Below are 26,757 nucleotides of genomic sequence, written 5' to 3' on the forward strand. Positions count from 1 at the left end.
CCTAGCCAGATCCTCTGCCGAAACCCGTCAATCACTCTCATGCCTTCCGTTATAGGTGTGGTTTGCAGGAAAAACAGGGTTGAACGGTGCTTTTTGATGCTACAGCAGCCGGGCCCATGAGTTCGACGGACCCGAAAGCCTTCCTTCCCGCCGCGGTTGCGGAGCGCGTGACTTCCCTGACCATCGTCAATCGCCGCGCAATCGCCGTGGTCGACGTGGGCGGCCTGGACGAGCGTGAGCGGAGCGAACTGGAGCAGGCGATCACCGATATCCTTGCCGATCGCGAGGAGATCGACGAGGTCCGGGTGGCGATGACCGCCGAGCGCAAGGCGCGCAAGATTATCGCCGTCGGCAGCGGAAAGGGTGGAGTGGGCAAATCCACGCTGACCGCAAATCTCGCCATCGCCTTGGCGCGCAAGGGGCGCAAGGTCGGGCTGGTCGATGCCGATATCTACGGCCCGTCGCAGCCGGTCATCTTTGGCAACCAGGGCCAAAAGCCGGTCGCTCATGATGAAAAGCTGGTGCCGGTAGCCAGCCGATTCGGCGTGCCCATGCTGTCGATGGGGCAATTGGTCGAACCGGGTCGCGCAATCGCCTGGCGTGGGCCCATGGCAGCGGGTGCGCTGACCCAGCTGCTCGATGCGCATTGGGGCGATGCCGAAATCCTGATGGTCGACTTGCCGCCGGGGACCGGCGACGTCCAGCTGACCATGCTGCAGAAATTCAAGCCGGCGGGGGCGGTGATCGTCTCGACCCCGCAGGATCTCGCCCTGATCGACGCCGCCCGTGCGGGCCAGCTGTTCGACCAGGCCGGCGTTCCGGTGATCGGTCTGGTCGAGAATATGGCGGGCTATGCCTGCCCGCACTGCGGCGAGGTTTCCGATCCCTTCGGCAAGGGCGGGGTCGAAACGACCGCCGCTCGCCTCGAACTGCCCTTCCTCGGGCGTATCCCGCTCGATCTGGCGATCCGCCAGGGCAGCGACCGGGGCGAACCTCCGGCCGCCACCGATGGACCGATAGCCGAACCGTTCCTCGCCATAGCCGATAAGCTCGACGCATGGATTGGCGCAAACAGCTGAGCGAACTTCCGGTAACCCGGCGCCAACTGGTCGCCGGCGCCGCGGTTGGCGGTGGCCTCATCGTCGCCTGGTCATTGTGGCCGCGCCACTACGCCAGCCCGCTGGCGCCCGGTGCGAACGAGCGTGATTTCGGCGGCTGGATCACCATCGGCCGCGATGGCGTGGTCACCGTTGCCGTGCCCCAGCTCGAGATGGGGCAGGGCGTAACCACCGTCCTCGCGCAGGTAGTGGCCGTGGAACTGGGAGCCGACTGGCGCCAGGTCGCGATCGAGCCGGCACCGCCGAGCGGCCTCTACGCCAACGTCCCGTTGGCGGCGCGCTGGGCCGAACTGTGGTCGAGCCTGCCACGCTTCGCCAGCGACCCCGACAGCCGATTGGCGGAGAATTTCGCCCGACGAAACCGCTTTGTTGCCACTGCCGATGGGCTCTCGCTCGACGCCTATGAGGCGCCGTTGCGCGAAGCGGCCGCATCAGCGCGTGCCATGCTGGCAATGGCCGCCGCGGATCGCTGGGGCGTGCCGTGGGAAGAGTGTTCGATCGACAACGGTCTTGTCCGCCATGGCGAGCAACAGCTTAGCTTCGGCGAGCTGGTGATCGACGCGGCGAGTTACGACCCACCCGATCCGCCGCCGCTCCGCGTCGAACCCGCCGCAGAGGTTCCGGTGGCGGGCGCAGCCGAAATCGAGCCGGTCTTTCCGCGCCTCGACCTGCCGTCCAAGGTCGATGGCAGCTTCCTGTTTGCGGCCGACATCCGCCTGCCGGGGCTCGTCTATGCCTCTGTTCGCCACGCGCCGCACGGCGGCTCGTCGCTAACCCGCTTCGACGCCGACGCCGTATCGGGCATGCCCGGATTGGTCGGAGTGGTGAAGTCGAAGCGGTACCTTGCCGCAGTCGCGCAGAGCTGGTGGATTGCCGAACGGGCGGTAAAGGCGATGAGGCCGACTTTCAGCGGTGGCCGCCGCGTTGAAAGCGCTGCGGTCTTCGAAATTCTCGGCACCGCTTTCGAGCGGATCGAGCCTGAATCCGTCTACGGTGTCGGTGATGCGAACGACCTGCTTGCGCGACCCGACCTGACCAAGCGCTATGCCGTTGCACCTGCCGTCCATGCGACGATCGAAACCGCCAGCGCCACCGCACGTTACGAGGACGGCAAGCTGGAATTGTGGATTGCGTCGCAGGCGCCTGAACTGGCGCGACGTGCGGCAGCAAGGGCGGTGGGCCTCAAGGAAGCGGATGTGGTGCTCTATCCCACCGCGGCAGGGGGCAGCTTCGATGCCCGGTTGGAAAAGCTGCACGCCATCGAAGCGGCACAGATCGCCAAGGCGATCGGGCGCCCGGTCCAGCTGACCTGGCCCCGCGCGCAGGAATTCCAGTCGGTGCCGCCGCGCACCCCGGTCACGGCGGAACTCTCGGTGGCTTTCCATCCGGCGACAGGGGGGCGCATCGCTGCCTGGCGGACGCGGCTGGCCATGCCGGCGACGGCGCGCGAATTCGGCCATCGCCTGTTCGACAATCTCACCCCCGAAGCGGCCATCGAGAAGGCTTCCGGCCAGGCCGATGCGTTGGCCTGCGCGGGGTCCGTCCCGCCCTATGGCATCGACAACGTGGCGGTAGAGCACCTCCCGGTCGAAATCCCGCTACCAACGGGGCGCATGCGCGGAAACGCGGTGGCCTATGGCACCTTCTTCACCGAATGCTTCGTCGATGAACTGGCGGAAAAGGCGGGGCGCGATCCCTTCCTCTATCGCATGGAGATGCTCGGCAAGATGCCGCGCATGGCAGAAGTGCTGCGCCATGCCACGCGGCTCGGCAATTGGGATGGCGGGCGGCGCGGAACCGGGCAGGGACTTGCCATGGCCAGCATGGGCGCCACCGACGCCGGTGGGCGGATCGCCTGCGTGGCGCAGGCTTCGCTGGCAGAAGGCGGGCTCAAGGTTACGAAGCTCTTCGCCTCGGTCGATATCGGCCGCATCGTCAACCTCGATATCGCGCGCCAGCAGATCGAAAGTGGGCTGCTGTTCGGGGTCAGCCTCGCTGCTGGTTCGAGCATCGCCTACGAACAGGGCAAGCCAGTACCAAACCGCCTTTCCGCGCTATCCCTGCCGACGCTGGCCGACAGCCCGGAAATCGTGGTCGAATTTATTGCCAGCGACGCGGAACCATTCGACCCCGGAGAACTTGGTGTGGCAGTCGCGCCCCCGGCGATCGCCAACGCGCTCTATTCTGCTACCGGCACGCGCTTCCGCCACCTGCCCTTGTCATTGGAGGACCTATGACCTGGCGTGACCAACGCCTTCCGCCCGACCATCCGCCGGTGAGCGCGGGCAAGGCCGGGGTATTGCTGGTCAACCTGGGTACGCCCGACGCGCCCGATGCGGCATCGGTGAAACGCTACCTGGCCGAGTTCCTTTCGGACAAGCGCGTGGTCGAAATTCCCGACCTGGTCTGGCAGCCGATCCTGCGTGGCCTGATCCTGACGACGCGCCCCAAGCGCAGCGCTGCCGCCTATGCCAAGGTGTGGACGCCCGAGGGGTCGCCGCTCGCGGTGATTACCCGCCGGCAGGCCGAGGCGATGCAGGCGCGCCTTGGAGAGGGCGTGCGCGTCGACTGGGCGATGCGTTATGGCAAGCCGTCGATCGGCGAACGGTTGCAGGCGATGATGGAGGCTGGATGCGAGCGCATCCTGCTGGCTCCGCTCTACCCGCAATACAGCGCGGCGACGACCGCCACGGTTGTGGACAAGGCTGGGGATTGCCTGCGGGAAATGCGTTGGCAACCGGCGCTGCGCACGCTCCCCGCCTACCACGACGATCCGCTGCATGTCGATGCGCTCGCGGCCGACCTGTCGCGCCAGCTCGACGCGCTGGACTTCGAGCCCGAGGTCCTGCTGCTGAGCTTCCATGGCATGCCCGAGCGCACCCTGCATCTTGGCGATCCCTATCATTGCCAGTGCCTCAAGACCTCCCGTCTGCTGGAAGAGGCGTTGGGGCGGCCGGGCCTGCGTTTCCGCACGAGTTTCCAGTCACGGTTCGGGCGTGCGAAATGGCTCGAGCCGGCGACCGATGCCTCGCTGATCGAGGAGGTTGAAAGGGGGACCAGGCGAATCGCGGTTGCCTGCCCCGGCTTTGCCGCCGACTGCCTCGAGACCCTGGAGGAAGTGGCGATGGAGGGGCGGGACGCGTTCCTCAAGGCCGGGGGCGAGCGTTTTGCCGCTCTATCTTGCCTCAATACGTCCGATGCGGGGGTCGCCATGCTGGAAAAAATGCTCCGCCGCGAACTGTCAGGGTGGATTAACGAATAGCGATTACTTACACTAGGGTAAGTTGTCAGGAGAGACCTGTGGCCACCCTAGCCCCCCATCAGACCACCGAGGCTACCCCGCCGAAGCATTGGACCGAAGGCAATCCCAGCGACGCCGAGCTGGCCCATATCCCGGGTGAGGGCGGTTGGCCGGTGGTCGGCAATACCTTCAAGATGCTCGCCGACCCGCATGCCTTTGTGAGCGCGGCAGTGGCGAAGTACGGGCGGGTGTACAAGAACCGTGCCTTCGGCGGATGGAACATCGCGCTGATCGGCGCCGACGCCAACGAGCTGGTGCTGTTCGATCGCAACAAGATCTTCTCCAACGAGCAGGGCTGGGGCCCGATCCTCGACAAGGTCTTTCCGCGCGGGCTGATGCTGATGGATTTCGACCATCATCGCGCCGACCGCCGGGCCCTGTCGATCGCCTTCAAGCCCGAACCGATGCGCCACTATGCGGGCGCGCTCAATCGCGGCATCGCCAAGCGGGTCGAGGAATGGGGTGCAGGCAACATGCGCTTCTATCCCGCGATCAAGGAGCTGACGCTCGACCTCGCGGCAGACAGTTTCATCGGCATTCCCTGGGGGCCCGAGGCCGACAAGATCAACCAGGCCTTCGTCGACATGGTCCAGGCCAGCGTCGCACCGATACGCGCGCCGCTGCCCTTCACCCAGATGAAGAAGGGTGTCGACGGGCGGAAATTCCTGGTCGAATACTTCACCGCCGAAACCCATCGTCGCCGCAAGGAAGGCGGCGGGCAGGACATGTTCAGCCAGTTCGCCACGGCCACCCATGAAGACGGCTCGCTGATGGCGGTCGACGAAGTGGTCGATCACATGAACTTCCTGATGATGGCGGCGCATGACACCATCACCTCCTCGGCAACTTCGCTGGTCTGGCTGCTCGCCAAGAACCCCGAGTGGCAGGAAAAGCTGCGGCAGGAAGTGCTGGCAGTGACCGGCGGTGTCGATGCCGACGGGCGCCCGCGCGACCTGGCCTATGACGATCTCGGCAAGCTCGATCTCGTTGAGATGGCGTTCAAGGAAGCGCTGCGGATGGTCCCGCCGGTGCCTTCGATGCCGCGTCGCGCGCTCAAAAGTTTCGAATTCGGCGGCTATCGCATCCCGGCCGGCGCGCATGTCGGGATCAACACCCATTACGTGCACCATGACTCCGAGATCTGGGACGATCCCTACACCTTCGACCCGATGCGCTTCACGCCGGAGAAGGTGAAGGCACGGCACAAATACGCCTGGGTCCCCTTCGGTGGTGGCGCGCACATGTGCCTGGGCCTCCACTTCGCCTACATGCAGGTGAAGATCCTCATGGCCCAACTGCTCCCGCGCTACGAAATCGCGCTGGAGGACGGGGACCCTTCATGGCAGGCATGGCCGATCCCCAAGCCGCGGGATGGCCTGAAGATCGTGTTGAAGCCGCTCTAGGACTCCGCACCGACCTCCGTCGGTGCGTCGTCGGTGCAATTCCTCCGCATCGCTACAGGCACCTGCGGGCGGGCGGTCGCCCTTGCCGGGCCTCCGTCGGCCCGGCATCCCGTCCCTTAGAAATCGACGGCGATGCCGTCCTTGACCCAATCGCCGTAACGGGTTGGGCTCAATTCCTCGTCGACCTTGGCCTCGGCAGGCTTGGGCGGCGGGTCGTTGGTCCAGTGGGCCGGCTTGGCGAAGCCCTCTGGCCGCTTGATTGCGCGCTTTTCCATCTCCGCAAGATGATGTCGCTGGCGGCATTGCGCAAGTGGGGGTAGGGGCGCGCGCATGGCCCAGCCCACCGGTATCCACGCGCGCCGCGCCGCGCTCCGCCTGCTCGACGCGGTATTGCGCCGGGGCGAGACCATGGACATTGCCTTCGCCGCCGCGACCAAGGACGTGCGCAAGTTCGAGGACAAGGCGCTCGTCCGGGCCATCGCGGGCGAAACGCTGCGCTGGCTGACCGACCTCGATGCGTTGATCGACAGCGCGACGAAGCAGAACCTGCCCGACGATGCCAAGCCACGCATGGTGCTGCGGCTGATGCTGGCGCAGTGGCTGCGGCTGGACACCCCTCCGCATGCGGTTGTGGCCACCGGGTTGGACCTGCTTTCGGGCGGTCCGCGCAGGCTGGCGCACGGCGTGTTCTCCACGCTGACCAAGCGCGAGGCGCGGCTACCCGCTGTGCCGACGCTGCCTGCCGATGTCGCCGCCCGTTGGGGCGAGCGGGGGCCTGCTATCGCCGCCGGCCTTTCCACACCGCCCGCGCTCGATCTGACCCTGCGCGATCCGGCAGAGACTGCGCATTGGGCCAACCAGCTTTCGGCCGACAGCCTGATGCCCGGTCACCTGCGTCTGCCGCGCGGTGCCAATGTCGAAAAGCTGCCGGGCTTTGGCGAGGGTGCATGGTGGGTGCAGGACCTCGCCGCCTCGCTACCCGCGCATCTTCTGGGGCCAGGCGAGGGCCGCCACGCGCTCGACCTGTGTGCCGCGCCGGGCGGCAAGACGCTGCAACTCGCCGCGCAGGGCTGGAATGTCACGGCGCTCGACATCTCCAAGCGACGGCTCGAGCTCCTGCGTGAGAACCTCAAGCGCACCGGGCTGAAAGCCGGGATCGTCCGTGCCGACGCGCTAGACTGGGAGCCGAAGCACCGCTTCGATGCGATCCTGCTCGATGCGCCCTGCACCGCGACCGGTACCGCACGCCGCCACCCTGACGTGCTGCACCGCATTGGTGCGCGACAGATTGAGGAGATGGCCGAACTGCAGGCCGCGCTCCTCGAACGGGCGCAGGGCTGGCTCAAACCCGGCGGGGTGCTGGTCTATGCCACCTGCTCGATCGAGCGCGAGGAGGGTGAAGACCAGGTGAAGGCGGTTGCACTGGAACCCACGCCGATTGCAGCCAGTGAGCTGCCGCAAGGCCTTGCCCCAACAGATGAGGGCTCGCTGCGCACCGACCCCGGCATGCTCGCCGATGCAGGTGGTCTCGATGGCTTCTTCGTCGCTCGGTGGCGATTGCCCGGTTGATCAAGCTGGGCTCACAGCCACTTTCTCCTTCGGACGCGATCCTGCGGTCCATCCCAGATAGGTCACGACAACCCCGGCAAACGCGCCGGCCGCCATGGTGAGATTGCCGGGGATCTGCCCATAGGCGTCAAACATCGGGCCCAGGAATGCCATGTCCGGTGCGAACCACATGACCACTGCCTGCAACAGCACGAAACCGATCGCGACCAGCCACGGGGTGCCGTGCTTGCGATCGCGAAAGTAAAGGGCAAGGGCAAAGCAGGCGACCAGCACATCGCTGACCACGATGGTATCGAGGACCGCCCTTGGCCCTTCGCTGCCGATCACGTTCAGCCACGGCAGGAACTGGTCGATGACCCGGCTGAACGGGGATTCGAACAGGATCAGGGGCGTGGCCAGCATGTATCCGGCATGCAGCCGGACATTCCGGCGGTTCTTCAGCGCGTTATAAAAAAGCACGAGATAGGCCGCCAGGGCGATCACCATCCCGATGCCGAAGGCCGGGCCCAGAATCATGATGAAGTCGCTCTCGGCTGCGACATAGCGTGCCGACGAGAGATTGATGATCGCGACAAAGCCCAGCATCAGCAAAGGGAAAAGGACGAAGCTCGCCTGGCCCAGCGTCTTGTGGAACGCGTTCTTGCGACGGTGGATGGCCACGCTCTGGACGATCAGGAATGCCAGCCATGTCATGGCGGTGATGGCATGGACGTGGAAGGCCAGCGGCATCGGGGCAGTCGGCACGAAGTAGCTCGCCCAAAATCCGGCCACCGTTACTGCGAGAACGAAGCCGACGAAATAATGCGCATAGCGGTACGGCATGAGTATCCCCCCTCATTCACCGCGACCACATTTCCTAGCGTCACCGCACTTACCACAGGGTGACAAGCAAGGGAATTAGGCGCTGGGCACGTCCTGCAAGTGGAAGGTGATCCGGGTGCAGTCGCGTCCCGCCTGGCGCACCTGCATTGAAATTGCCTCGTCGCCAGTGGCGTCGACTCGCTCGACCTCGAATGGGCTGCCCAGCTCCACATAGTGATCGAAGCGCATCTCCGCGCCGGTGACGCGGAACGGCTTCCCGCCGCGCAACAGGCTGGCGAACTGTCGCGCAACTTCCGCCAAATGTGCCGAATTCACATGATCGCCCGATCCGTCGAGCCAGGGGTGGCCAGGGGGCATGCCATTGGCCGCGTCGATCAGCGCGGCGGCGCTGTCCCCGTCCAGCGGTGAAAGGAACGGCCGTTCGCCCGGCGCCAGGCCAAGCATCGCGGCGCTGGCATAGGCGAAGCTGTCCGACAGCGCCTTGGGAACCGCCTGCTTGTCCGGCTTGCGCCACGTCTCGAAATCGCGCGTGCGAAACACCACGCCGCGGCCATCGAGGCGGCAGATATCCCTGCCTGCTGCGTCGCGCAGGAAGACCGAAAAGCTCTCTTTCCCGTCTATCGTGCTGCGGTGATAGGTGCCGCCGGCCAGTCGCCCCACGCCCGAATCGCCGCATTGCCAGCGCGTCCAGGTCAGGGCCGACCACTTGTCCGGGTCCCACTTGCCCAGCGCCATGGCGCTTTCGACGCTGACCCAATAGCTCAGCGCCTGGATCGCGCCGGGATGGTGCGGATCGAGCGCCGACCACGGCCACAGCCTGTCGTCCTGCGAACAGGCAAAGTCGACGCTGCCGTCGGGATGGACGACATGGTTGCTGGTGAAGGCCTTGCTCGCGGGTCCCGGCATGGTCGCGAGTTTTGCAGGCAATCGGCTTTCCTACAATCCCGCCAGCGTGGCAGCCCGTTGCCATGCCCGAAACACTTGCCCGCCCGAACCGCGAGAGGCCTCACAGGACCGCTCGCCGGTCGGGACGATTTCTTTTCCAGGACCGTGTTCCATGTGTTCCATCCAGACGGACAGCACAGCGAAGTTCCAACTCCGGCCCTACACGGCCCGTTCGGGCCGGTCGCGCCTCAGGCTTCGGGCTTGAGGTACTTCTGAAAGCTCTTGCGCAGCTTCATCAGCTTGGGCGGGATCACCGCGAGGCAATAGGGATTGCGTTGGCCTTCGCCCTCCCAATATTCCTGGTGGTAGTCTTCGGCCGGATACCATTCGCCGCCTTCGATGGTGGTGACGGCGCTCTGGCCGGGGTGTTCTTCGTTCCAGCGCGCAATGGCGGCTTCGGCTGCCTCGCGCTGCCCCTCGAGCGGGAAGATCGCGCTGCGATACTGCGTGCCGACGTCGTTGCCCTGGCGGTTGAGCTGGGTCGGATCATGGGTGCCCATGAACACGTCGAGGATTTCGGCGAGGCTGATGGTGTCGGCATCGAAGGTCACGCGCACGCCTTCGGCATGGCCGGTGGAGCCGCTGCACACTTCCTTATAGGTCGGGTGCGGCTTGCTCCCGCCGATATAGCCACTCTCGACCTCGGTCACGCCGATCACGTCCTTCATCACCGCCTCGGTGCACCAAAAGCACCCCCCAGCGACGATCGCCTGTTCCATTGCCATGCTTGTCTCCTTTGCCTGCCAAATAGGAAGCGGGCTCCACCTTGTCATCCGTTGGAGTCGCGGGCAGGACACGCCACCCATTCGATGGAGAGAATCAATGCGTTACCTGGTCGCTTCCTGTTTCGCCGCCGCTCTGCTCGCGTCTACGGCTCCCGCCGCTGCACAGGAGAGTCATCCAAACCACGGCCTATCCGACCAAATTCCCAATGTAATTCTGGGACCTAGCGAGGACGGGATAGGCTCGGCACAGGCTGCCAAGCGGATGGAAAGCGTGCTCGCCGCGCCGCGCCGCGACAAGGATCGTGTGCGCGATGTTTGGCGGCATCCGGCCGAAACGCTGGCCTTCTTCCAGGTCGAGCCGGGCATGACTGTGGTCGACTACATTCCGGGCGGTGGCTGGTATACGCGCATCCTGGCACCGTATCTCGGTCCGAAGGGGCTCTACATCGGGCTGACCCCGGACCCGCGCGTCGCCGACAGCGACGATCGGAGCGATTACTACACCAGGCTCCCGGGGCGGTTCCGCGAAGGCGTGCCCGGCTGGTCGCTGGCCGGTGCGCCGGTCGCGATTTACGGATCGCAGGAGCTGCCGGCTGCGCTCAAGGGCCAGGTCGATCGCGTGCTGATCTTCCGCGAGATGCACAACATGCTGCGGACCGGCGTACTCTATGCCGAGCTTGTCCGAATGCGCGAGCTGTTGGCCGAGGATGGCCTGCTCGGCATCGTGCAGCATCGCGCCAAGGCCGATGCGCCGAGCGACTACACGCTTGGCGGCAACGGATATATGCGCGAACGCGATGTGATCGCCTTGGTCGAGGCGCATGGTTTCGAACTGGTCGAGAGCAGCGAGATCAACGCCAATCCCCGCGATACCGCCGATCACGAAGGCGGCGTATGGCGGCTTGCCCCTGTCTGGTCGGGACGCAAGGCAGAGCTCAAGGATATTGGCGAAAGCGATCGCATGACGCTGCTGTTCCGCAAGCGCTGAGCGATGGACAGGCGGCGGGCATCATTTTAGGGCCATGGCCATGAGAGAACTGACCGTCGCCGTCCTGCAACTGCCGCTCGCCCGCGCCGCGGAAGCGGACAATATCGCCGCCGTTTCGGCCCTGGTCGAAGAGGCCGCGGGCAAGGGCGCCCAGCTGATCCTGCCGCCCGAGCTCTTCTCCGGCGAGTATTTCTGCCGCGAAGAGGACGAGGCGCTGTTCGCGCTGGCCCGCCCGACGGCGGAACACCCCAGCGTGCTGGCGATGCAGGAGCTCGCGAAGAAGCTTGGGGTGGCAATCCCGACCAGCTTCTTCGAACGCGACGGGCATCACTATTACAATACGCTGGCCATGATCGGCCCGGATGGGACGATCATGGGTACCTATCGCAAGAGCCACATTCCCGATGGGCCGGGCTACGAAGAGAAGTACTATTTTCGCCCGGGCAATGACGGCTTCAAGGTGTGGGACATCCCCTGCACCGGCGGCGAAGTCAGGATCGGCGTCGGCATTTGCTGGGACCAGTGGTATCCCGAATGCGCGCGGGTCATGGCGCTCAAGGGCGCCGAGGTCCTGCTCTACCCGACTGCGATCGGATCGGAGCCCTATGACGCAGATCTCGACACCAGCCGCATGTGGCGACGCGCGATGATCGGTCATGCGGTGTCGAATTGCATGCCGGTCTGCGCCGCCAACCGCATCGGCCACGAAGGGCCGGAAGATCGCGCGCAGAGCTTCTACGGCCACAGCTTCATCAGCGATGAATGGGGCGATCTGGTGGCGGAATACGGCGCCGGGGAAAGCGGCGTGCTGATCGCGACGCTCGATCTGGTTCGAGCGGCCAAGCACCGAGCCGGCATGGGCTTCTTCCGCGACCGTCGACCGCAGCTCTACGGCCGGATCAGCGAGGATATCTGAGGCGCTGTGTGGGCGGCCAGAGCCAGCGCCAAGCGAGGGAGCAGGCGCTCATGAGCGAGGCCTATGTCCTTGCTCTGGGTTCCAACATGCGGGTGCCGGGTATTGGCGGGCCGCGCGCGGTCATTGCTGCAGCCTTGATCGCGCTCGAACACGAGGGGATCGCGCTAAGGGTCGCTTCTCGTATCGTCGACAGCGCTCCTGTCGGCCCTTCGCGGCGCCGCTATACCAACGCTGCGGTGGTCGTGGAGACAGAGCTGGCTCCGCCGGAGCTCCTCACCCGGTTGCAGCAGATCGAACGGGCGTTCGGCAGGAACAGGCGCGGCCAACCCTGGCGCGCGCGACCGCTCGATCTGGATATCGTGGCCTGGAATGGCGGGATCTGGGTCTCGCCGGGTCTGGTGGTGCCACACCCGCGTTTTCGCGAGCGGGGCTTTGTGCTGACTCCGGCTGCGCAGATCGCCCCCGCATGGCGCGACCCGGTGAGTGGGCTTACGCTGCGCCAGCTCGCAGCGCGCGCGGCTTTAGCGCGGTAGCAGGGTTCCCTCGATAAACGGTCCAAGGATCGGCGTCGTCGAACAGCGCGCCGCGTGCCGCCAGCACGGCTCCGTCGCCCATGGTGACGCCCGGGCCGACGAAAGCTTCGGCCGCGACCCAACACCGCTCGCCCAGCGCAATCGGGCGGACAACCAGCTGGAAATCCGGATCCTCGACATCATGGGTGCTCGCGCAAAGGTGAGCGCGCTGTGAGACTACGCTGTCATTGCCGATGGCAATGCGGCCCTGATTGTAGAGGATGGCGCCAGGACCGATCAGGACATTGTCGCCCAGTTCGAGCTGCGCGGGGAGCCACACCTGCACGCTGGCATGGACCCGGCACCCCCGCCCGACGCGCGCTCCGAACAGTCGAAGTAGCAAGACCCTCCAGCGATGGAGCGGGGGCGGCGTCCAGCGTGCCAGCACCAGCCAGCACGCTTGCCACACCACGCGCGCCAGCCGGTTGCCGAGTGGGAACGACGGGCCACCCGTGCGGCTGCGCGCCTGCCGTGCATCGAGTGGTCCCACTATGCGTCCCGTTCCATTGGTTATCGTGACCACTGGTATCGTCGGATGTGCTGCCAAACAACCATCACCCGCTTGACCCTGCGCCGAGCCATCCCTAGGTGCCCCTGCGTGCCAGCCACGCGCGGTTGGGGCCCTTAGCTCAGTCGGTAGAGCAACTGACTTTTAATCAGTAGGTCGCTGGTTCGAACCCAGCAGGGCTCACCACCTTTTCCTTCCTATTCACTGACCGGCAGATCCAGATTCTCTGGCCGCTGCCGTTGTCGGGTTGGGAGCCGGGACTGGTCGACGACCCCGTCATGGCATCTACGCCGCCTGCAGTTCGGATATCCGCCTGGAGATGTGGTGGGATATCAACTCCCCATAACGACTGCTGCCGATCAGCGTATTCGAAGCGCGCTGCGCGAGCGCGAGGTCGGGACGAGCGTTTATCTCGAGCACCAGCGGCTGCTCGGCGAGACCGATATCCCATCCGATCTGCACGAAACTCTTGAGAAATTCCCTGTGCGCTCTGAGCGCAACATCCTTGATCTCGGCCCAGCGCTCCAGCGTCTTCCCCTGGATCTGGGCAGAGTTGAATGGATGGACGGCAAATTCACCCTGCCGCGAACGATATCTCGCAGCCGATAGTTCGCCGCTGTCGGGATCGATCGCGGCCATGAGTCCACCCAGATGCGCATTGTCCGCGACCGTGCCGGGCTGCGACGCGAAGCGCATTACCGACGTCACGACTTCCGGCTCGCCCCGTTCGTTGAGCATAGTCGTGACCCGTGCCGTCGGCAGGCAGTCGATTGCCAGTTCGGCGACATCCGAACTCGGATAGACCCGTTGCTGGAGGATATAGGGCCTTGAAGGATCGTCGATAATCCGTCCGATGAACCGCCTGAGCCCATCGTCGCCCAGACGCGCGGCATGCTCAAGGTTGACCTCGAACACCCCGTTGCCGCCCGTGCCGTAGGTCGGCTTGGCGATCAGCACTTGCTGGTCGTCGAAGCGCCGGAAGGAATCGAGCTTACCGTCGTGGACATAGGCAAAGATCTGCGGGTGAGGAATCCCATGCTCTTCGCAGAATTGTGCGAAGGCGAACTTGTCGTGAAACAGGGTCGGATCGCTCGCCATCTTGTCGTCGATGAAGCGGCCGCAGCCAATGTGCTCGAAACGCCGATAGAGGTCCGAGAGTTGCTTGCGGGTGCGGATGTTGAACATCGCCAGGTCGTTGGGATCGGTGAAATACCGAATCCCGACCACGGTCGACCAGCGGCGCCACTTGGCGTTCTTCACCCACCGCCCAGAGACCCGGTGGGCTCGAAAGCGAACGTAGAAAGAAAAGACCAGGTATACGACCGAGTTCAGAAGTATGCTGACGAAGCCGTGGCGCGAATTCCTGTATAGATAGTATTCGTTTAAGAAATCGGCAGATTTATATTTAAACACTCCCGGAAAAATTGCAAAATTAAACCTTATAAAATCATATAGCCTGTCAATCATATCCAAACTGCGACCCTTGGAATTGATGTTTATGTAAATTGTTGGGCGTTGAATGCGGCCTGCGTGGCCGCCATCCACGTCTGGGCCCAATAATTCGTTAATGGCCGTTGCCCAGATATGTGAGATTGTCACCTCATCGGCCTGAGTTTTGCACGAAGTGCCACCCAAATTGGTCAATTAAGTGTGTTGATCGGGCAAGACTTGGTGCCTTCTATTCGAAATAACTACCTCGAAAGGGATCGAGCGACCTTGGGCGAAGCCTGCTGGTCACGCGGAGCGCACCGCGCTAACCTGACTGGCGTCGATCGCGGGGGTGGGCATGGACATGGATGCGGAGGAGCAGGGGCAGGGTAGCGAGCCTGCGCCGCGCGTCTTCGTCAGCTATTCCCGTACCGATCTTCTTCGTGCCCGACCCGTCATCGACCTGCTCGTTCAGGCCGGGATCGACGTGTGGTGGGATGGCCTGCTGGCGGGGGGCGAAACCTATCTTCCGACGACCGAGGCGGCACTCGAAGGGGCCGATTGCGTAGTGGTGCTGTGGTCGGCGGCGTCGGTCGATTCCAACTGGGTACGCGACGAGGCGCAGAGCGGGCGCGATCGGCGGCGGCTCGTCCCCCTGTCGCTCGACGGGACCATGCCACCACTGGGGTTCCGCCAGTTCCAGATGATCGATCTCACGCACTGGAATGGCAAGCCGGGCGCTCCCGAGGCGGACAAGGTCCTCCAGGCGGTCTACGGCATCAGCGGCGCCCCAGCGCCACTGCCAACGGCGCTGAGCCCACCAACAGCACGCGGGCTGCGCGTCTCCCGCCGGACACTGGCGCTGGGTGGAGCGGGCATCGCCGGGCTTGCCGCGATTGGCGTGTGGCGCATGGGGCTCTTGCCGGGCGCTCGCGGGGGCAGGATTTCAATGGCCGTCCTGCCCTTTGCCAATCTTTCCGGCGATGCAGAGCAGCGCTGGTTTTCCGACGGCCTCTCCAACGAACTGCGCGCGGTACTGGCTCGCAATCCACACCTGCGGGTATCGGCTCCGACGACATCCTCTGCACTGGGGGAGGGCGGGGACGACGATTTCGCCGCCGCGCGCAAACTGGGTGTGGCCAATATCCTGCGTGGCAGCGTGCAATTGGCAGACATGGTCGTACGCGTGTCCTGCGAGGTGATTCAGGTATCCGACGGTCTGGTTCGCTGGGCCGACAGTTTCGATCGAAAGATGGACGACGTCTTCGCACTCCAGACCGAAATTGCGCGCACCGTGGCATTGTCGCTGGTGTCCGAGATCGCCGGTGACGCGGAGGCGCGCGACAGCCTGGCGCAACAGGAGGACGTGGGCGGGACGACCAACCTTGCCGCCTATGAAGCCTATCTGCGAGGGCATGCGTTCTACGACCTCTCAGCCGGCGTCGAGACCGACCGCGCCGCGCTGGCCCAGTTCGATGCGGCGATTGCAGCCGATCCGCGCTACGGAGCAGCGCATGCCATGCGCGCGACCATGCTCGCCGCGGTGGCCAATGCGATGTCCGGCAAAGACGAAATCCGTCGGTTCTATGACGATTCCATTGCCTCGGCGAAACGGGCCATCGAACTCGCGCCCGATCTTGCACGGGGCCATCTGGCGCTGGGTTATGCGTTGGCCAACGGCCGTCTCGACCCAAAGTCGGCGCTGCCGCATTACGAAAAGGCGCGCGAACTTGCTCCGGGGGATGCCGACGTCCAGCGGTCGGTCGCCGCCTTCTACGCCTATGGCGCGAAAGCGCAGCTGGGTGCCGAGATCATTGCGGATGTGATCGAGCTCGATCCGCTCAACGCACGGGCTTTCCGCACGGCTGGCTACATTGCCTACCTTGGGCGGGATTTCCCGCAGACCATCAGCCGCATGCGGCAAGCGCTGGACCTGAACCCCAAGCTTGCCAGCTCGCAATCGATGATCGGCAATGCCCTCTACCTGGAAGGGGACCCTGCAGGGGCTCTCAAGGCCTATCGCGAAGAACCGGTCGCGATCTTCGCCTTGACCGGCGAAGCAATTGCCCTGGGTCGATTGGGTGACCGCAAGGCCGCGGAGAAGGCAATGGCGCAACTGGTGGCCGACTATGGTGATGCGACACTCTATCAACAGGCACAGGTGCGCGCGCAGTGGGGCGAACAGGCCGATGCCTTGACCCTGCTCGAACGCGCGTTGGCGATGAACGATCCGGGCATGCTCCTGGCGCCAAACGATGGATTGCTCGACCCGCTGCGCGGCTCGCCGCGCTTCCGCAAGTTGCTTTCGTCGCTGACGTCATGATAGCTAGCTGCGGTCGCACAGACAGGGAGGTTTTTACATGAGAAAGATTACCATGGGGCTGGTCGCAGGGTGTGCAGCGCTGGCGCTGTCCGGGTGCCAGCAGGCGGAAACCGATGCGACTGAACCGGCGGCAGAAGAAGAAATGGCCACCGCGACCGATGCCGACGCAGCTACCGAGGCGGATGCCGCGAGCGAGGGAACCGGCGAAGAGGCTGATGGGCCTGAGACCGAAGAAGCGGCCGCGACCGCTGTCGAGGGCACGACAACCCCGATCAATCCGGAGAACTGACCTTCGTATCCATCGGTGCCGCTGGCGCCCGCCGGGAGTCTTTCCTAGCGGCGCGACAGCGGCCCGATATACTGCTCGAGCCAGTCGCGAACCTTCGCCACGCGCGTATAGCGACTAGGTTCGCCGACGGTTCCGCAGGCCCGGCCAGCGCTGACCACCCCGATCACCTTGGGAACCTTGTCGGCGTCGCCGTAATAGACAAGCCCGCCGCCGCTATCGCCCTTGCAAGCCTGCTGGCCCTGTTTTCCGCCCGCGCAGAGCGCCGCGTTCAGCGCACTTCCGCGGTAGCTGGTGATGCGGGTGCAGCGCTCCTCGCTGGTCAGCTCCATCTTCGCCCCGCGCAAATTGTCGGTCGACTGGCCATCTTCGGGCCGGGTCCAGCCCCAGCCATAGGTATAGACTTCCATACCAGCCTTGATCGCCCGCTTGCCGAGTTCAAGCGGATCGAGAGTCAGCCTGGTGATTGGGCTCGTCATGCCTTGCTTCGCACCGCGATCGGGGTCGTATTGGACCAGCGCGATATCGAAGGCGTAGGTGGCGGGGTCGAAAGAGGGATGGGGGATGGCGCGCAGGATGGGGTAGCTCGTCCCCTCGGCCTCGCGCGGGTTATAGACGCCCAGGCGGACCTCGTGCCCCGCCGCCACGATATCCTTGCCCTGGTCGGTCAGGCAATGTGCGGCCGTCAGGACCCATCCGGTCCGGATGATTGTTCCGCCGCACATGACCCGCTGCTGCTGCGACAGGGACATGCCGGCCAGAGATTGTGGCCGCCATAACAGAGCTTGCCACGGGGCCTGTCCGCGCCTGAGGCGGAACCCATTGATCGAATAGGCAATCTTGCGGCAGATCCGGTCGACATAGAGCTTTCCGCGGTAGCGTTCCTGGTTGACGATGCAGCCGGTTCCGGCGCTGGGCTTGCGCTCCATTTCGCGAACCGTGCCAGATGGTTCGTCGCCCGATGCCACGGGTGGAAGATAGGTGGTATCGGCGGCGATCATCTCGATGCCCGGCACTTCCGATGCGATAATGGGCAGGTACTCGCAAGCCTCCCACGACCCCGCGCGACAAAGCGGCATGAACAACTCGGCCGCACGCGTCGGGTTGGGTTCGACGATCTGTCCCCTCAAAAACTCTTTCCCGAGCGTAAGGCACGCCCTTTGCGCGGCTTCATTGTCCGGGCGGCAGGCACGTTCGAGCAGCTGGATTGCGCGCTCCGCCTCTGGCGATCCGGCCACGCCAGCCTTGCCCAACTGCAATTCGGCGGCACGAGGGCAGGCGCTCTCCTCACCCGCGTCACAGGCACGTACCAGCACTTCGTGGGCCCGGTCAGTCCCGTCGATCACCGGCATGCTCGACACCAGCACTTCGCCGAGCGTCGCGCAGGCAGCCAGATCACCGCCATCGCATCGCGCGGACAGCACCGGTTCCTGGCGAAGATTGCGGGCGAGTTCGCAATCCGCATCCTTGTCGATCTCGCAGCCGCGCTCGATCAGGAAAGTGGCCAGGTTCGGGTCGGGTGCGATGCCGATGCCGTTCCAGGCGCGCTGGCCCGATTGCCGACAACCCTGCCATGACCCGGCCAGGCAGGCCAGGTAGTAGTATTCACCCGCCTGCCACTGATCGGCCTGCGGGCTATATTCATGCTTCCAAGCGGCTCTCTCGCAGGCTTCGGCATTGCCTTTGCGGCAGACGTTGTCGAGCAGTGTCAAGGCCAGGCCATGGTCGGCCTGGGCGGGGTCGCTGTCGAGCAGCGTGCGGGCGAGCACCAGGCATGCTTCATCACTCCCCTCGCGGCAGGCCGCATCGGCGATGGCTGTGCCCCGTTCCGGATCGGGATCGCCCCCATCGCTACCTTGTATCATTATGTCGGCCTGACGCGCGCAGCCGTCGAGATTGCCGAGTTCGCAGGCTTCGCCATAGAGCACCGTGGCGATCGGGCGCACCTGCTTGACCCCTTGCCCCTTCAGATAAGCGTAGGCCAATCCGACACAGGCTGCGGAATCCTGGCGCTTACAGGCCTTGGCATTGGCCCTGGCCTTGCGTTCCCATTCCTTGATCAGTTCGGGGGGCGGGTCGATGTCGGGACCGTTGACCTGACGCTGGGTGGCGACAAGGTCCTGAGCCTTTGCCGGACCGGGCATCGCCAACGCCCCGGCCAAGAGCATCGCTCCAGCAAGCCATTTCCACGATGCAAGAGGCATTGGTTCCTCCCCATCGCGACCCGGGAGGGAGTGCACCAAAGAACGTCCCCGAGGTCAAGGCATTGATGAACAAGGTGCTTGTGCAGCCGCCATGCAAGGCTAGTGTTCTAGCTATGCGTCTGGGGGCGCATTGGGGATCAGGATCGGGGGTAGCACGCGCATGAGTTCGGTACCGATCATGGAGACCCTGCCGCATCTTTCGCTGGGGGTTACCGGGCATCGCGGTACCAACCCGGCTTTCAGCGCCAATCGCGCTGCGGTTACGGAGGCGCTGAACGAGGTCTTTGCCCGGATCGACGGCATCCTGGCGGGTCACGAACAGGCGCTTGCGCCGGTCCGAATGCACAGCCTGCTGGTCGATGGCGTGGACCAGATCGCAGCCGAGCTGGCACTGGCGCGCCAATGGGAACTGGTCGCGCCCTTGCCCTTCGGCTCTGCTCTCAACCTTGCCATCAATGCCCGCCCGTCGACCGTCGCAGACATGGAGGCGCTGTGTCGCGGCGACATGGCATCCGATCCTGCGGTCGAATCTCACGCGGCGGCGATCCGGGAGGTCACCCAGCGGGCCCAGCTGTTCGAGCTTGCCGACCGTGACGAGGAAGTCGCGGCGCTGTTCCGCGAGGCGCTCGCCGATCCGGGCAGCTTCGACAAGGCGCGAGCTTTCGACACGCAGTGCTCCGACCATGTTGCGCTGGCCGGCCGGGTGATGATCGAGCGAACCGACCTGATCGTGGCGGTGTGGGATCGCAAGGTCCGCAATTTGCGTGGGGGGACGGGGCATACGGTCGTCTCGGCGCTTGAACTTGGCACGCCGGTGATGGTGATCGATCCGGCATCACCGACCGAATGGCAGATCTATACGCGTCCGGAAGAACTGGCGCAGCCGCTCCGGCGGGGCGAGGACCGGCTCGAGGCGATCGTCGAGGCTGCCTTCCTCGCCGCCGAGGCTGACGATCGAGCACTCGAGAAGGAGCGCTGGCATGGCTCGGGCAGCCATCTGTGGTCGCTCTATCGCCGGATCGAAGTGGTGTTCGGCGGGGAGGGGAGACCCTTCCGCAGGCTGTCATCGAGCTATGAGACGCCCGGTGCGATCGGCACGGGGTCAGGGGCCGAATTGATCGGCACCGTGGCCGAACTGCTTCCCCCGGGCGACAAAGTCGCGGATCGTCTGGCCAGCTCCATCCTGCCGCAGTTCGCCTGGGCCGACGGCGTGTCGAGCTGGCTGTCCGACGCCTATCGCAGCGGCATGTGCTACAACTTCATCTTCTCCGCGCTCGCGGTGATGGCCGGGGTTCTCTACCTGCCACTCGGCCTGATGGAGCAGAAGTGGATCTTCGCTTCGATCGAACTGCTGTTGCTGGCGATGATCGTTTTCGTGACCTTGATCGGCGGACGGCTGGCGTGGCACCGGCGCTGGTTCGAGACGCGACGGGTCGCCGAGTATCTGCGGCATTCGCCCAGCCTCTTGATGCTCGGCGTGGCCCGGCCGACCGGGCGCTGGCCGCGCGGCAAGGACAAGGAATGGCCCGAGCATTTCGCCCGCCACTGCCTGCGCGAGGTGGGCCTCCCGCGCGTCCGCATCGACCGCCGCTACCTGCGCGACGTGCTCGAGCGCGTGGTGCTCAGGCACGTGCAGGAGCAACGCGCCTACCACCTGGCCAAGGCGAAGCGGCTGGCCACGGTGCACCACCGGATCGATCGGGTGGCAGAGAAATGCTTTCTGCTGGCGATCTTCTCGGTGTCGTTGTTCCTGGCAAGTTCGGCGGGAGCAGCGCTTGGCATCCTGCCCGCGCACTGGCCCGGAGCGGGGGCGAAGTTGTTCACCTTCCTGGGCGTGGCCTTCCCCACGCTTGGTGCCAGCCTTTCAGGGATTCGCTTCTTCGGCGATTTCGAACGCTTCGCGGCGATATCGCGCGTCACGGCGGAGAAGCTGGGCGAGGTTGAGAAGCGCATCAAGCTGGTGCTGAGCGGCAATGGAGACTCGCTCGGCTATGCCTGCGCGGCCGAACTGGTTCATACGCTGGAGGAGATCGTGGTCGACGAAATCGAGAGCTGGCAGGCCGTATTCGGGGCGAAGCACATTGCCCTGCCGGCCTAGGCCCGAAGATCGACGGGCCGCTCAGGGATTATCGAAATGTCCTGCCTCGGCGAGGATCTTGCCGACTTCGGAGGCCGTGCGGGCATCGAGCTTCTTCAACGCATTGGAGCGGTGGATTTCGACCGTGCGGTAGCTGATCCCCAGCTGCTGCGCGATTTCCTTGTTGCGTAGGCCCTGGAACATCAGTTCGCAGACTTCCAGCTCTCGCTTGGAAAGCTGGGCGAGCGTTTCCTTCGCATGGGCCGAGGTTTCGGATCGCTGCCGGTCGACGCTTCGCGAATTGATCGCTTCGCTGATGGCATTCGACAGTTTCTGGAAGGTGATTGGCTTCTCGAGGAAGTCGATCGCGCCAAGCTTCATCGCTTCGATCGCGGTCGGCATGTCGCCATGCGAACTCAGGACGAGTATGGGCAGGTGCTTGAGCGTCGAGGGTAGCTCGCGCAGGACCTGGATGCCGCTCATGCCTTCCATGCGCAGGTCGAGGACAGCGGCGTCGAAATCATAGTCCGCGCAGCCCGCTAGGAAATCCTTGCCATTGGCGAAGGGGTGGGCGTTGATCCCGAAATTGGCGAGACCCGTCGTGATCGTTTGTCGAACAGCGCTGTCGTCGTCGACGATAGCGACGTTCCACGCATCGGCGCCGGCCCTTTTCTCGGGCCTTTCCGATGGGAGTGCGGAAGCGGCAGTTGCCGTCTGGGAATGGGACTGGCTTTCCAGCCATTGGCTGGCATCGCGTGCAGTCAGTGGCCCCGAGAAATAGAAACCCTGGAGGCAATCGCAGCCGAGATTGGTCAGATGGTTGGCGACTTCTTGCGTCTCGACCCCTTCGGCAATCGAACGTAGTCCCAGTCGCTTGGCCAGGTCGATGACCGACCTGGCAACTGCGTCGGCCTGCTTAACTTCCGCGGCCTTTCCGGCGACCTTCCTGTCGAGCTTCAGCTCGTCGAGCGGTACGTCGGTAAAGTGATCGAGGGTCGAACTGCCCATGCCGAAATCGCCGATGCTTAGTCGACTGCCGGCCAGTTTGGCTGCAAGCAGGGCCTTCATTGCCTCCTCGCATTCGAGGACGCCGTTCTGCTCGGACACCTCGATGACGAGCAGTTCGAGCGGGAAATGGTTCTTCTTTGCCGATTCCAGCAGGCGTTCGACGGATCGCGGCGCATGGGCCGCCGTGGCCGAAATGTTGATTGAAAGGGTGAGCCCCTCTGGCGCCAGTTCCGCCGCGGCCCATGCCATGGCTGGATCAAGCGCCGCACTGCTCAATTCGATGGACAGCTCTTCGCCCAGTTCCTCACTGTAGCGGGCCGGGGAGACCAGGCCTTCCTGGTCGTCCAGTATGCGGATCAGCGCTTCAAACCCCTCGGGCTTCCGGCTGAGCGCCCAAAGCCGCGGTTGGAAGAGGAAGGTTATTCGCCCTACCGCGCTCGGTTTGCGGACATTGTTCGCGTTAAGACCTGATCCCCGATTGTTCGATGCCTGACCTCCTTGTGCGAGGGAGGCATCACTCCCTTCGGGAAAAAGCAGCGCCTTCAACTGATCTTTCGAGAAGGGCTTTTCCAGTCGGCCACGAATATTGTGCTGGCTGGCCTGGGCCACACGCTGTGCGGCGTCGATCACCGACTGGCCGAGGCCCGAACACAGGTAGACCGGCATGTCGGCGAGTTCCGAAGCCAGTATATCGAGTGCCTCGAGGCCATTCGTGCCAGGCATTCGCAAATCCACCATGATCTCAGTGGGGTGCCATGAGAGCAGGGCCTCACGCGCGTCCTCGACCGTAGTCACCGCCTTGGCCTCAACGGAAAGCGCCCTTGCGATCCTGGCAATGGTGGACGCCATCGCCGGATCATCATCGAGAATAAGTAATTTTCGCCCCAAAGGATTCTCGCTATTCTGAATTTGCCTTACCCACTACGCCTTCTAACAATACCTCCTTCAGCCGCGCATTCGAAAAGGGCTTTTGAAGGAAGTTCTCGGATCGTTCGAGGGCCTTGTGTTTCACCGAATCTCCCGCGTAGCCTGACATGAAGATGATCTTCATGTCGGGGTGCGACGCACGAGCGCTTTCCGCCAGGTCCAGGCCCGACAGTTGGCCCGGCATGACGATATCGGTCAGAAGGATGTCGAAGTCCTTCTTGTCCTGCAACTTCTGCATGGCGCTGGCGCCGTCGGCGGCGGCCTCCACTTCGAGACCCCACCGCCGAATCTGGCGTACCAGGTGTCGGCTCACGTTGACATCGTCTTCGACCAGCAACAGCGACAGCGATTCCTTCTTGGGCACGTCGGCTTGATCGTCATCGACGCTTTCCGTCGGAGTATTCTCGGCCTTCGGCAGGAAGATGTGGATGGTGGTGCCTTCTCCCAGCCGGCTTTCGATCGTGGCGGTTCCGCCCGTCTGCTTGGCAAATCCGTAGATCATGCTGAGCCCGAGCCCGGTGCCAACCCCCACCGGCTTGGTCGTGAAGAAGGGTTCGAAGGCCCTGCCAACCTCGGCAGGTGTCATCCCGTGCCCGTCGTCCTCCAGGACGAGTTCCACATAGGCACCGTCCTGTAGATCGTGCGGGTGGGACTTGCTGCTGGCGGAGATGAAAGTGTTCCGCGCCGCGATGCGGAGCGTGCCGCCGTCCTCCATGGCATCGCGCGCATTCACCGCCGCGTTGAGTATCGCGTTCTCCAACTGGGTCTGGTCGGCATAGGCCCACCACAGGTTCTCGGACGGCTCGATGTGAACTTCGATGTTGGCGGGAATGGTTCGCCGGATCAGCTTGCCGATTTCCTGCAGCGAATTGCCGACATCGATCGCCCGCGCGGAGAAGGTCTGCTGGCGCGAGAAGGTCAGCAGCTGCTTGGTCAGGCGCGCACCACTTTCGGCAGCCATGGTGATCAGCTCGACCATTTCCTGTGCGTCTGCATCGAGCTCCAACTCGCGCAGGATCTCGGCATTGCCCAGGATAACCATCAGCATATTGTTGAAATCATGCGCGATACCACCGGTCAGCCGACCGGTCGTTTCGAGTGACTCGGCCCTGCGCAGGCGCGCTTCGACCTCTGTTCGTTCAGTCACATCGCTGATCGAACCGAAAGCTCGCGCCGGTTTTCCCGTCACGTCGCGGATGAGTACCGCGCGTTCCTCGATAATACGTACGGCGCCCGACGAGGTCAGCATCCGATAGCCCGTCGACCATTCAGATTTGTCCGATGCCAGGACCTCGAGCAGGTGTGCCTTTGCCCGCTCCTTGTCTTCCGGATGCAGGCGCATTTCCCAGGAGGTCAGACCCGGCGGGTCCTTCTCGTCCAGTTCCAGGAGTTTTTCCCAGCCATCGCTGCGCCACACGTAGTTCTCGAGAATATCCCATTCCCACACCACGTCGTTCGATAGATTGGCAACGGTGCGGAACCGTTCCTCGCTCTCGCGCAGCTTGGTATCGGCGTCGATGACGTCAGACACGTCGTAGAGCGCTGCGGCCAGCCTGATTGCCTTGCCATTTTGGTCGCGAAACACCGTGGCGTGGGCCCGGGCGACCGCGTACTCGCCGCAAGGCCGGCGATAGGTGAAGGTCTGCTTGAACGTGGTTTCCTTGCCTTCGAGCAGGGCAAGTACCCGCGCGACGAGATTTTCCCCTTCCCAGGTCTTGGAAAGGACGCGGATCATCCTGTCCCGATCCAGGTCCTCGGTTAAGCTGACCCCAAACAGGTGAGCGAATTGGTCGTTCGTCCACGCGGTTTCGGTTTCCAGGTCCCAATCGATGATCGCGATCTTACCTGCGCTGGTCGCCAGTTCGAGCCGATCCCGGCTTTGCTTCGCTTCCTCTTCCGCTTCGCGGATATGGGTAATGTCGACGAAATTCGTCAGCACTCCGTCCATCTCGCCGTCTTTGTGGAAGACTGGAGATGCGTTGCACAGAAGCCATCGACGCACCTTGCCGGTCTCATCGCGATGCCCCAGCGTCAAATTCTTGATCGGCTGGCCGGTCTTTAGGACGGTCATCGCAGGGAACCGTTCCTGCGGTACTTTTTCGCCCTTGCTGTCGACGAAATCCCAGTAGGGATTACTGGCATCCATCCCTTCTGCATCGCGATCCAGGCCCAGCAGTTCCTTGGCGCGCGGATTTGCCCGGATGATCGTGGTCGAGGTGTCGTGCAGGACCAGGCCGGCCTGCACTTCATCGAAGATGAGCTGAAATTCGGCCCGCAGGTAATTGAGCCGTTCTTCGGTCGCCTTCCGCTCGGTTACGTCGCGTACGACCCCGAGGAACCATTTCAGGCCGCGCCCCGCATTCTCGAAGGGCGTGATGACCATGTCGTTCCAGAACGTTTCGCCATTCTTGCGATAGTTGAGGATTTCGCCCGAGAATTCCCGGCGCTCTTCAAGGGCCTTGTTGATGGCGGCCCGGGTCTCTTCGAGTGTCTCGGGCCCCTGGAGGATCCTGCAGGGCTGCCCGATCAATTCCTCTCGGGAATAACCCGTAATGGTGCAGAATGCATCGTTGCAGAATTGGATCCGCGAGTGCTCATCGGTCACCACGATGCCTTGCGAGATGGTCGCCAGCACTGCTTCGAGCAGGGCATTGCGCATCGGCATCGCCAGTTACCTCCCCCGCAATTTCATACCCTCTCAGGTACTTACGGTATTGTAAATTTGCGCCTCCCGGCTCGTCAAGCTTCTGAAGGGTAATGGATTCGGCCTTGGAAGGGGTGGCTGGTTCGAGCGTGGAAACGTTCACCAAGGGTGGTCGCGAACCCATCCGTATTTGCCCGTATTCCACCTTGCCGAGAAAATTGGCCTGATGGGCTCAGGATCGCAGGCGAGGTGCCCATGCTGCGATCCGTTCCAATAGCCTTGGCGGCAATATGTGCCGTTTCCGCCACACCGGCGGTGCCTGCAGCGATTCGGATCGCTGAACCCGACCTGGATCCCGCGCGCGCAATCGGTCGCATTGTCTGCCAGCAAGCTAAACACCGCTTCGTCAGCACCGCGGTGCTGGTCCGCGATACGCGGACCCTGCTTGCCGCAGGCCACTTCAACTCGGACGATCTCGCGGCCCGGCACTTGCCGATCTCATCCTGCCGGTTCGAACACCGCTCTGCATCGGGCACGCGGTTTGCCTCTGCATTCACGCTCGTCGAAACGGGCGGGGGCCCTATGGAGCGCAGGCTCACCCCGGCGACGGACTGGGCGGTCTTGCGACTGGCTGAGCCCGCCCCCCGCTTCATGCAACCCGTCACGCGCATTTCGGATCCGGAGGAAGCCGTGGCTTCGCCGCTGGAGATGGCCGCATACGATGATCCCGGCCGGTATGGCTCGGCAGTCTCGCTCGAAGCGTGCAAGGGCTGGCGAGGCGATGCCCGATCCGTCGTTATGCGCCACTCCTGCCGCACCCGGCCGGGCCAGAGCGGGTCTCCCATCTTCCGCGCAGATCGGAGCGAACTGGAGCTGACTGCGATCCATGTTGGCGCTGGCGAAACCGCCGGGCGGGCGGTGCTACTCGCCAAATCGCTGCGGAGGGCCCTGCTTTCAACGTGACTGTCGACCGTCGATTGTTGCCTGCCCTGA

General features: G+C 64.0%; 21 protein-coding genes and 1 tRNA gene. 13 read left to right on the top strand and 9 right to left on the bottom strand.

Annotated features, from left to right (window positions below; all coding sequences use genetic code 11):
- The first annotated feature begins 116 nt into the window (after nucleotides 1–116).
- The 4 genes from HQR01_RS14100 to HQR01_RS14115 are packed head-to-tail and all read left to right on the top strand — an operon-like array spanning nucleotide 117 to nucleotide 5,822.
- Nucleotides 117–1,079, top strand: a complete 963-nt coding sequence (locus tag HQR01_RS14100) for an Mrp/NBP35 family ATP-binding protein (RefSeq protein WP_173215638.1) — start codon at nucleotides 117–119, stop codon at nucleotides 1,077–1,079.
- Nucleotides 1,058–3,355 carry a xanthine dehydrogenase family protein molybdopterin-binding subunit gene (locus HQR01_RS14105; protein ID WP_173215640.1) on the top strand — a complete coding sequence of 766 codons (2,298 nt, stop codon included), beginning with the start codon at nucleotides 1,058–1,060 and terminating at the stop codon, nucleotides 3,353–3,355. Before HQR01_RS14100 ends, HQR01_RS14105 begins: the two co-directional genes overlap by 22 nt.
- The gene (gene hemH / locus HQR01_RS14110; RefSeq protein WP_173215642.1) at nucleotides 3,352–4,380 is read left to right on the top strand and encodes a ferrochelatase; all 1,029 of its coding nucleotides are present in this window, start codon (nucleotides 3,352–3,354) and stop codon (nucleotides 4,378–4,380) included. Before HQR01_RS14105 ends, hemH begins: the two co-directional genes overlap by 4 nt.
- A 38-nt stretch (nucleotides 4,381–4,418) precedes the next feature.
- On the top strand, nucleotides 4,419–5,822 hold the full coding sequence (locus tag HQR01_RS14115) for a cytochrome P450 (RefSeq protein ID WP_173215644.1): 1,404 nt from the start codon (nucleotides 4,419–4,421) through the stop codon (nucleotides 5,820–5,822).
- Between the two features lie 116 nt (nucleotides 5,823–5,938).
- Here HQR01_RS14115 and HQR01_RS14120 read toward each other — a convergent pair whose 3' ends face one another.
- Nucleotides 5,939–6,097: a DUF1674 domain-containing protein gene (locus HQR01_RS14120; protein ID WP_173215646.1), complete on the bottom strand. Its 159-nt coding sequence runs from the start codon at nucleotides 6,095–6,097 to the stop codon at nucleotides 5,939–5,941.
- Nucleotides 6,098–6,152: 55 nt separating this feature from the next.
- Between HQR01_RS14120 and HQR01_RS14125 the strand changes: the two genes are divergently transcribed.
- Nucleotides 6,153–7,391 (top strand): RsmB/NOP family class I SAM-dependent RNA methyltransferase, encoded by a 1,239-nt coding sequence (locus tag HQR01_RS14125; RefSeq protein ID WP_173215648.1) that lies wholly within the window; start codon nucleotides 6,153–6,155, stop codon nucleotides 7,389–7,391.
- Here HQR01_RS14125 and HQR01_RS14130 read toward each other — a convergent pair whose 3' ends face one another.
- The 3 genes from HQR01_RS14130 to msrA form a co-directional block, all read right to left on the bottom strand.
- A complete protein-coding gene (locus tag HQR01_RS14130; RefSeq protein ID WP_173215650.1) occupies nucleotides 7,392–8,213 on the bottom strand; it encodes a hypothetical protein in 822 nt (273 codons plus the stop codon).
- Nucleotides 8,214–8,288: 75 nt separating this feature from the next.
- Entirely contained in the window at nucleotides 8,289–9,119 is an 831-nt protein-coding gene (locus HQR01_RS14135) for a hotdog family protein (protein WP_173215652.1), read from the bottom strand.
- A 227-nt stretch (nucleotides 9,120–9,346) separates the two neighbouring features.
- Nucleotides 9,347–9,877 carry a peptide-methionine (S)-S-oxide reductase MsrA gene (gene msrA, locus HQR01_RS14140; protein WP_173216441.1) on the bottom strand — a complete coding sequence of 177 codons (531 nt, stop codon included), beginning with the start codon at nucleotides 9,875–9,877 and terminating at the stop codon, nucleotides 9,347–9,349.
- A gap of 103 nt (nucleotides 9,878–9,980) precedes the next feature.
- Here msrA and HQR01_RS14145 point away from each other — a divergent pair, with 103 nt between their 5' ends.
- From HQR01_RS14145 to folK, 3 genes are read left to right on the top strand one after another with little or no spacing between them, the layout of a single operon-like run.
- Nucleotides 9,981–10,871, top strand: a complete 891-nt coding sequence (locus HQR01_RS14145) for a class I SAM-dependent methyltransferase (protein WP_173215654.1) — start codon at nucleotides 9,981–9,983, stop codon at nucleotides 10,869–10,871.
- A gap of 40 nt (nucleotides 10,872–10,911) precedes the next feature.
- Nucleotides 10,912–11,787, top strand: coding sequence for an N-carbamoylputrescine amidase (aguB, locus tag HQR01_RS14150; protein WP_173215656.1), 876 nt, complete (start codon nucleotides 10,912–10,914; stop codon nucleotides 11,785–11,787).
- A gap of 50 nt (nucleotides 11,788–11,837) precedes the next feature.
- Nucleotides 11,838–12,320, top strand: a complete 483-nt coding sequence (gene folK, locus HQR01_RS14155; protein WP_173215658.1) for a 2-amino-4-hydroxy-6-hydroxymethyldihydropteridine diphosphokinase — start codon at nucleotides 11,838–11,840, stop codon at nucleotides 12,318–12,320.
- On the opposite strand, the gene HQR01_RS14160 is transcribed toward folK, so the two are convergent.
- Nucleotides 12,277–12,849, bottom strand: coding sequence for a DapH/DapD/GlmU-related protein (locus HQR01_RS14160; RefSeq protein ID WP_173215661.1), 573 nt, complete (start codon nucleotides 12,847–12,849; stop codon nucleotides 12,277–12,279). The two genes, folK and HQR01_RS14160, sit on opposite strands and share 44 nt — an antisense overlap.
- Before the next feature lie 128 nt (nucleotides 12,850–12,977).
- Here HQR01_RS14160 and HQR01_RS14165 point away from each other — a divergent pair.
- Nucleotides 12,978–13,053 (top strand) — tRNA-Lys (locus HQR01_RS14165).
- A 99-nt stretch (nucleotides 13,054–13,152) separates the two neighbouring features.
- Here HQR01_RS14165 and HQR01_RS14170 read toward each other — a convergent pair.
- Complete coding sequence (locus tag HQR01_RS14170) at nucleotides 13,153–14,511, bottom strand: sugar-transfer associated ATP-grasp domain-containing protein (RefSeq protein ID WP_173215663.1); 1,359 nt, start codon at nucleotides 14,509–14,511, stop codon at nucleotides 13,153–13,155.
- Between the two features lie 142 nt (nucleotides 14,512–14,653).
- On the opposite strand from HQR01_RS14170, the gene HQR01_RS14175 reads away from it, so the two are divergent.
- Nucleotides 14,654–16,618, top strand: coding sequence for a TIR domain-containing protein (locus HQR01_RS14175; RefSeq protein WP_173215665.1), 1,965 nt, complete (start codon nucleotides 14,654–14,656; stop codon nucleotides 16,616–16,618).
- A 37-nt stretch (nucleotides 16,619–16,655) separates the two neighbouring features.
- On the top strand, nucleotides 16,656–16,907 hold the full coding sequence (locus HQR01_RS14180) for a hypothetical protein (RefSeq protein ID WP_173215667.1): 252 nt from the start codon (nucleotides 16,656–16,658) through the stop codon (nucleotides 16,905–16,907).
- A 44-nt stretch (nucleotides 16,908–16,951) separates the two neighbouring features.
- On the opposite strand, the gene HQR01_RS14185 is transcribed toward HQR01_RS14180, so the two are convergent.
- Nucleotides 16,952–19,108, bottom strand: a complete 2,157-nt coding sequence (locus HQR01_RS14185; RefSeq protein WP_173215669.1) for a trypsin-like serine protease — start codon at nucleotides 19,106–19,108, stop codon at nucleotides 16,952–16,954.
- Between the two features lie 160 nt (nucleotides 19,109–19,268).
- Here HQR01_RS14185 and HQR01_RS14190 point away from each other — a divergent pair, with 160 nt between their 5' ends.
- A complete protein-coding gene (locus tag HQR01_RS14190) occupies nucleotides 19,269–21,206 on the top strand; it encodes a hypothetical protein (protein ID WP_173215671.1) in 1,938 nt (645 codons plus the stop codon).
- 21 nt (nucleotides 21,207–21,227) lie between these two features.
- Here the strand turns inward: HQR01_RS14190 and HQR01_RS14195 are convergent, their stop codons facing one another.
- Together HQR01_RS14195 and HQR01_RS14200 are read right to left on the bottom strand one after the other, a co-directional pair.
- Nucleotides 21,228–23,081, bottom strand: coding sequence for an EAL domain-containing protein (locus HQR01_RS14195; protein WP_267905494.1), 1,854 nt, complete (start codon nucleotides 23,079–23,081; stop codon nucleotides 21,228–21,230).
- Between the two features lie 10 nt (nucleotides 23,082–23,091).
- A complete protein-coding gene (locus HQR01_RS14200) occupies nucleotides 23,092–25,785 on the bottom strand; it encodes a hybrid sensor histidine kinase/response regulator (RefSeq protein ID WP_173215675.1) in 2,694 nt (897 codons plus the stop codon).
- Nucleotides 25,786–26,079: 294 nt separating this feature from the next.
- On the opposite strand from HQR01_RS14200, the gene HQR01_RS14205 reads away from it, so the two are divergent.
- On the top strand, nucleotides 26,080–26,727 hold the full coding sequence (locus HQR01_RS14205) for a trypsin-like serine peptidase (RefSeq protein WP_173215677.1): 648 nt from the start codon (nucleotides 26,080–26,082) through the stop codon (nucleotides 26,725–26,727).
- Nucleotides 26,728–26,757: the final 30 nt, after the last annotated feature.

The organism is Erythrobacter mangrovi (assembly GCF_013260645.1).
GTDB classification, from domain to species: Bacteria; Pseudomonadota; Alphaproteobacteria; order Sphingomonadales; family Sphingomonadaceae; genus Qipengyuania; species Qipengyuania mangrovi.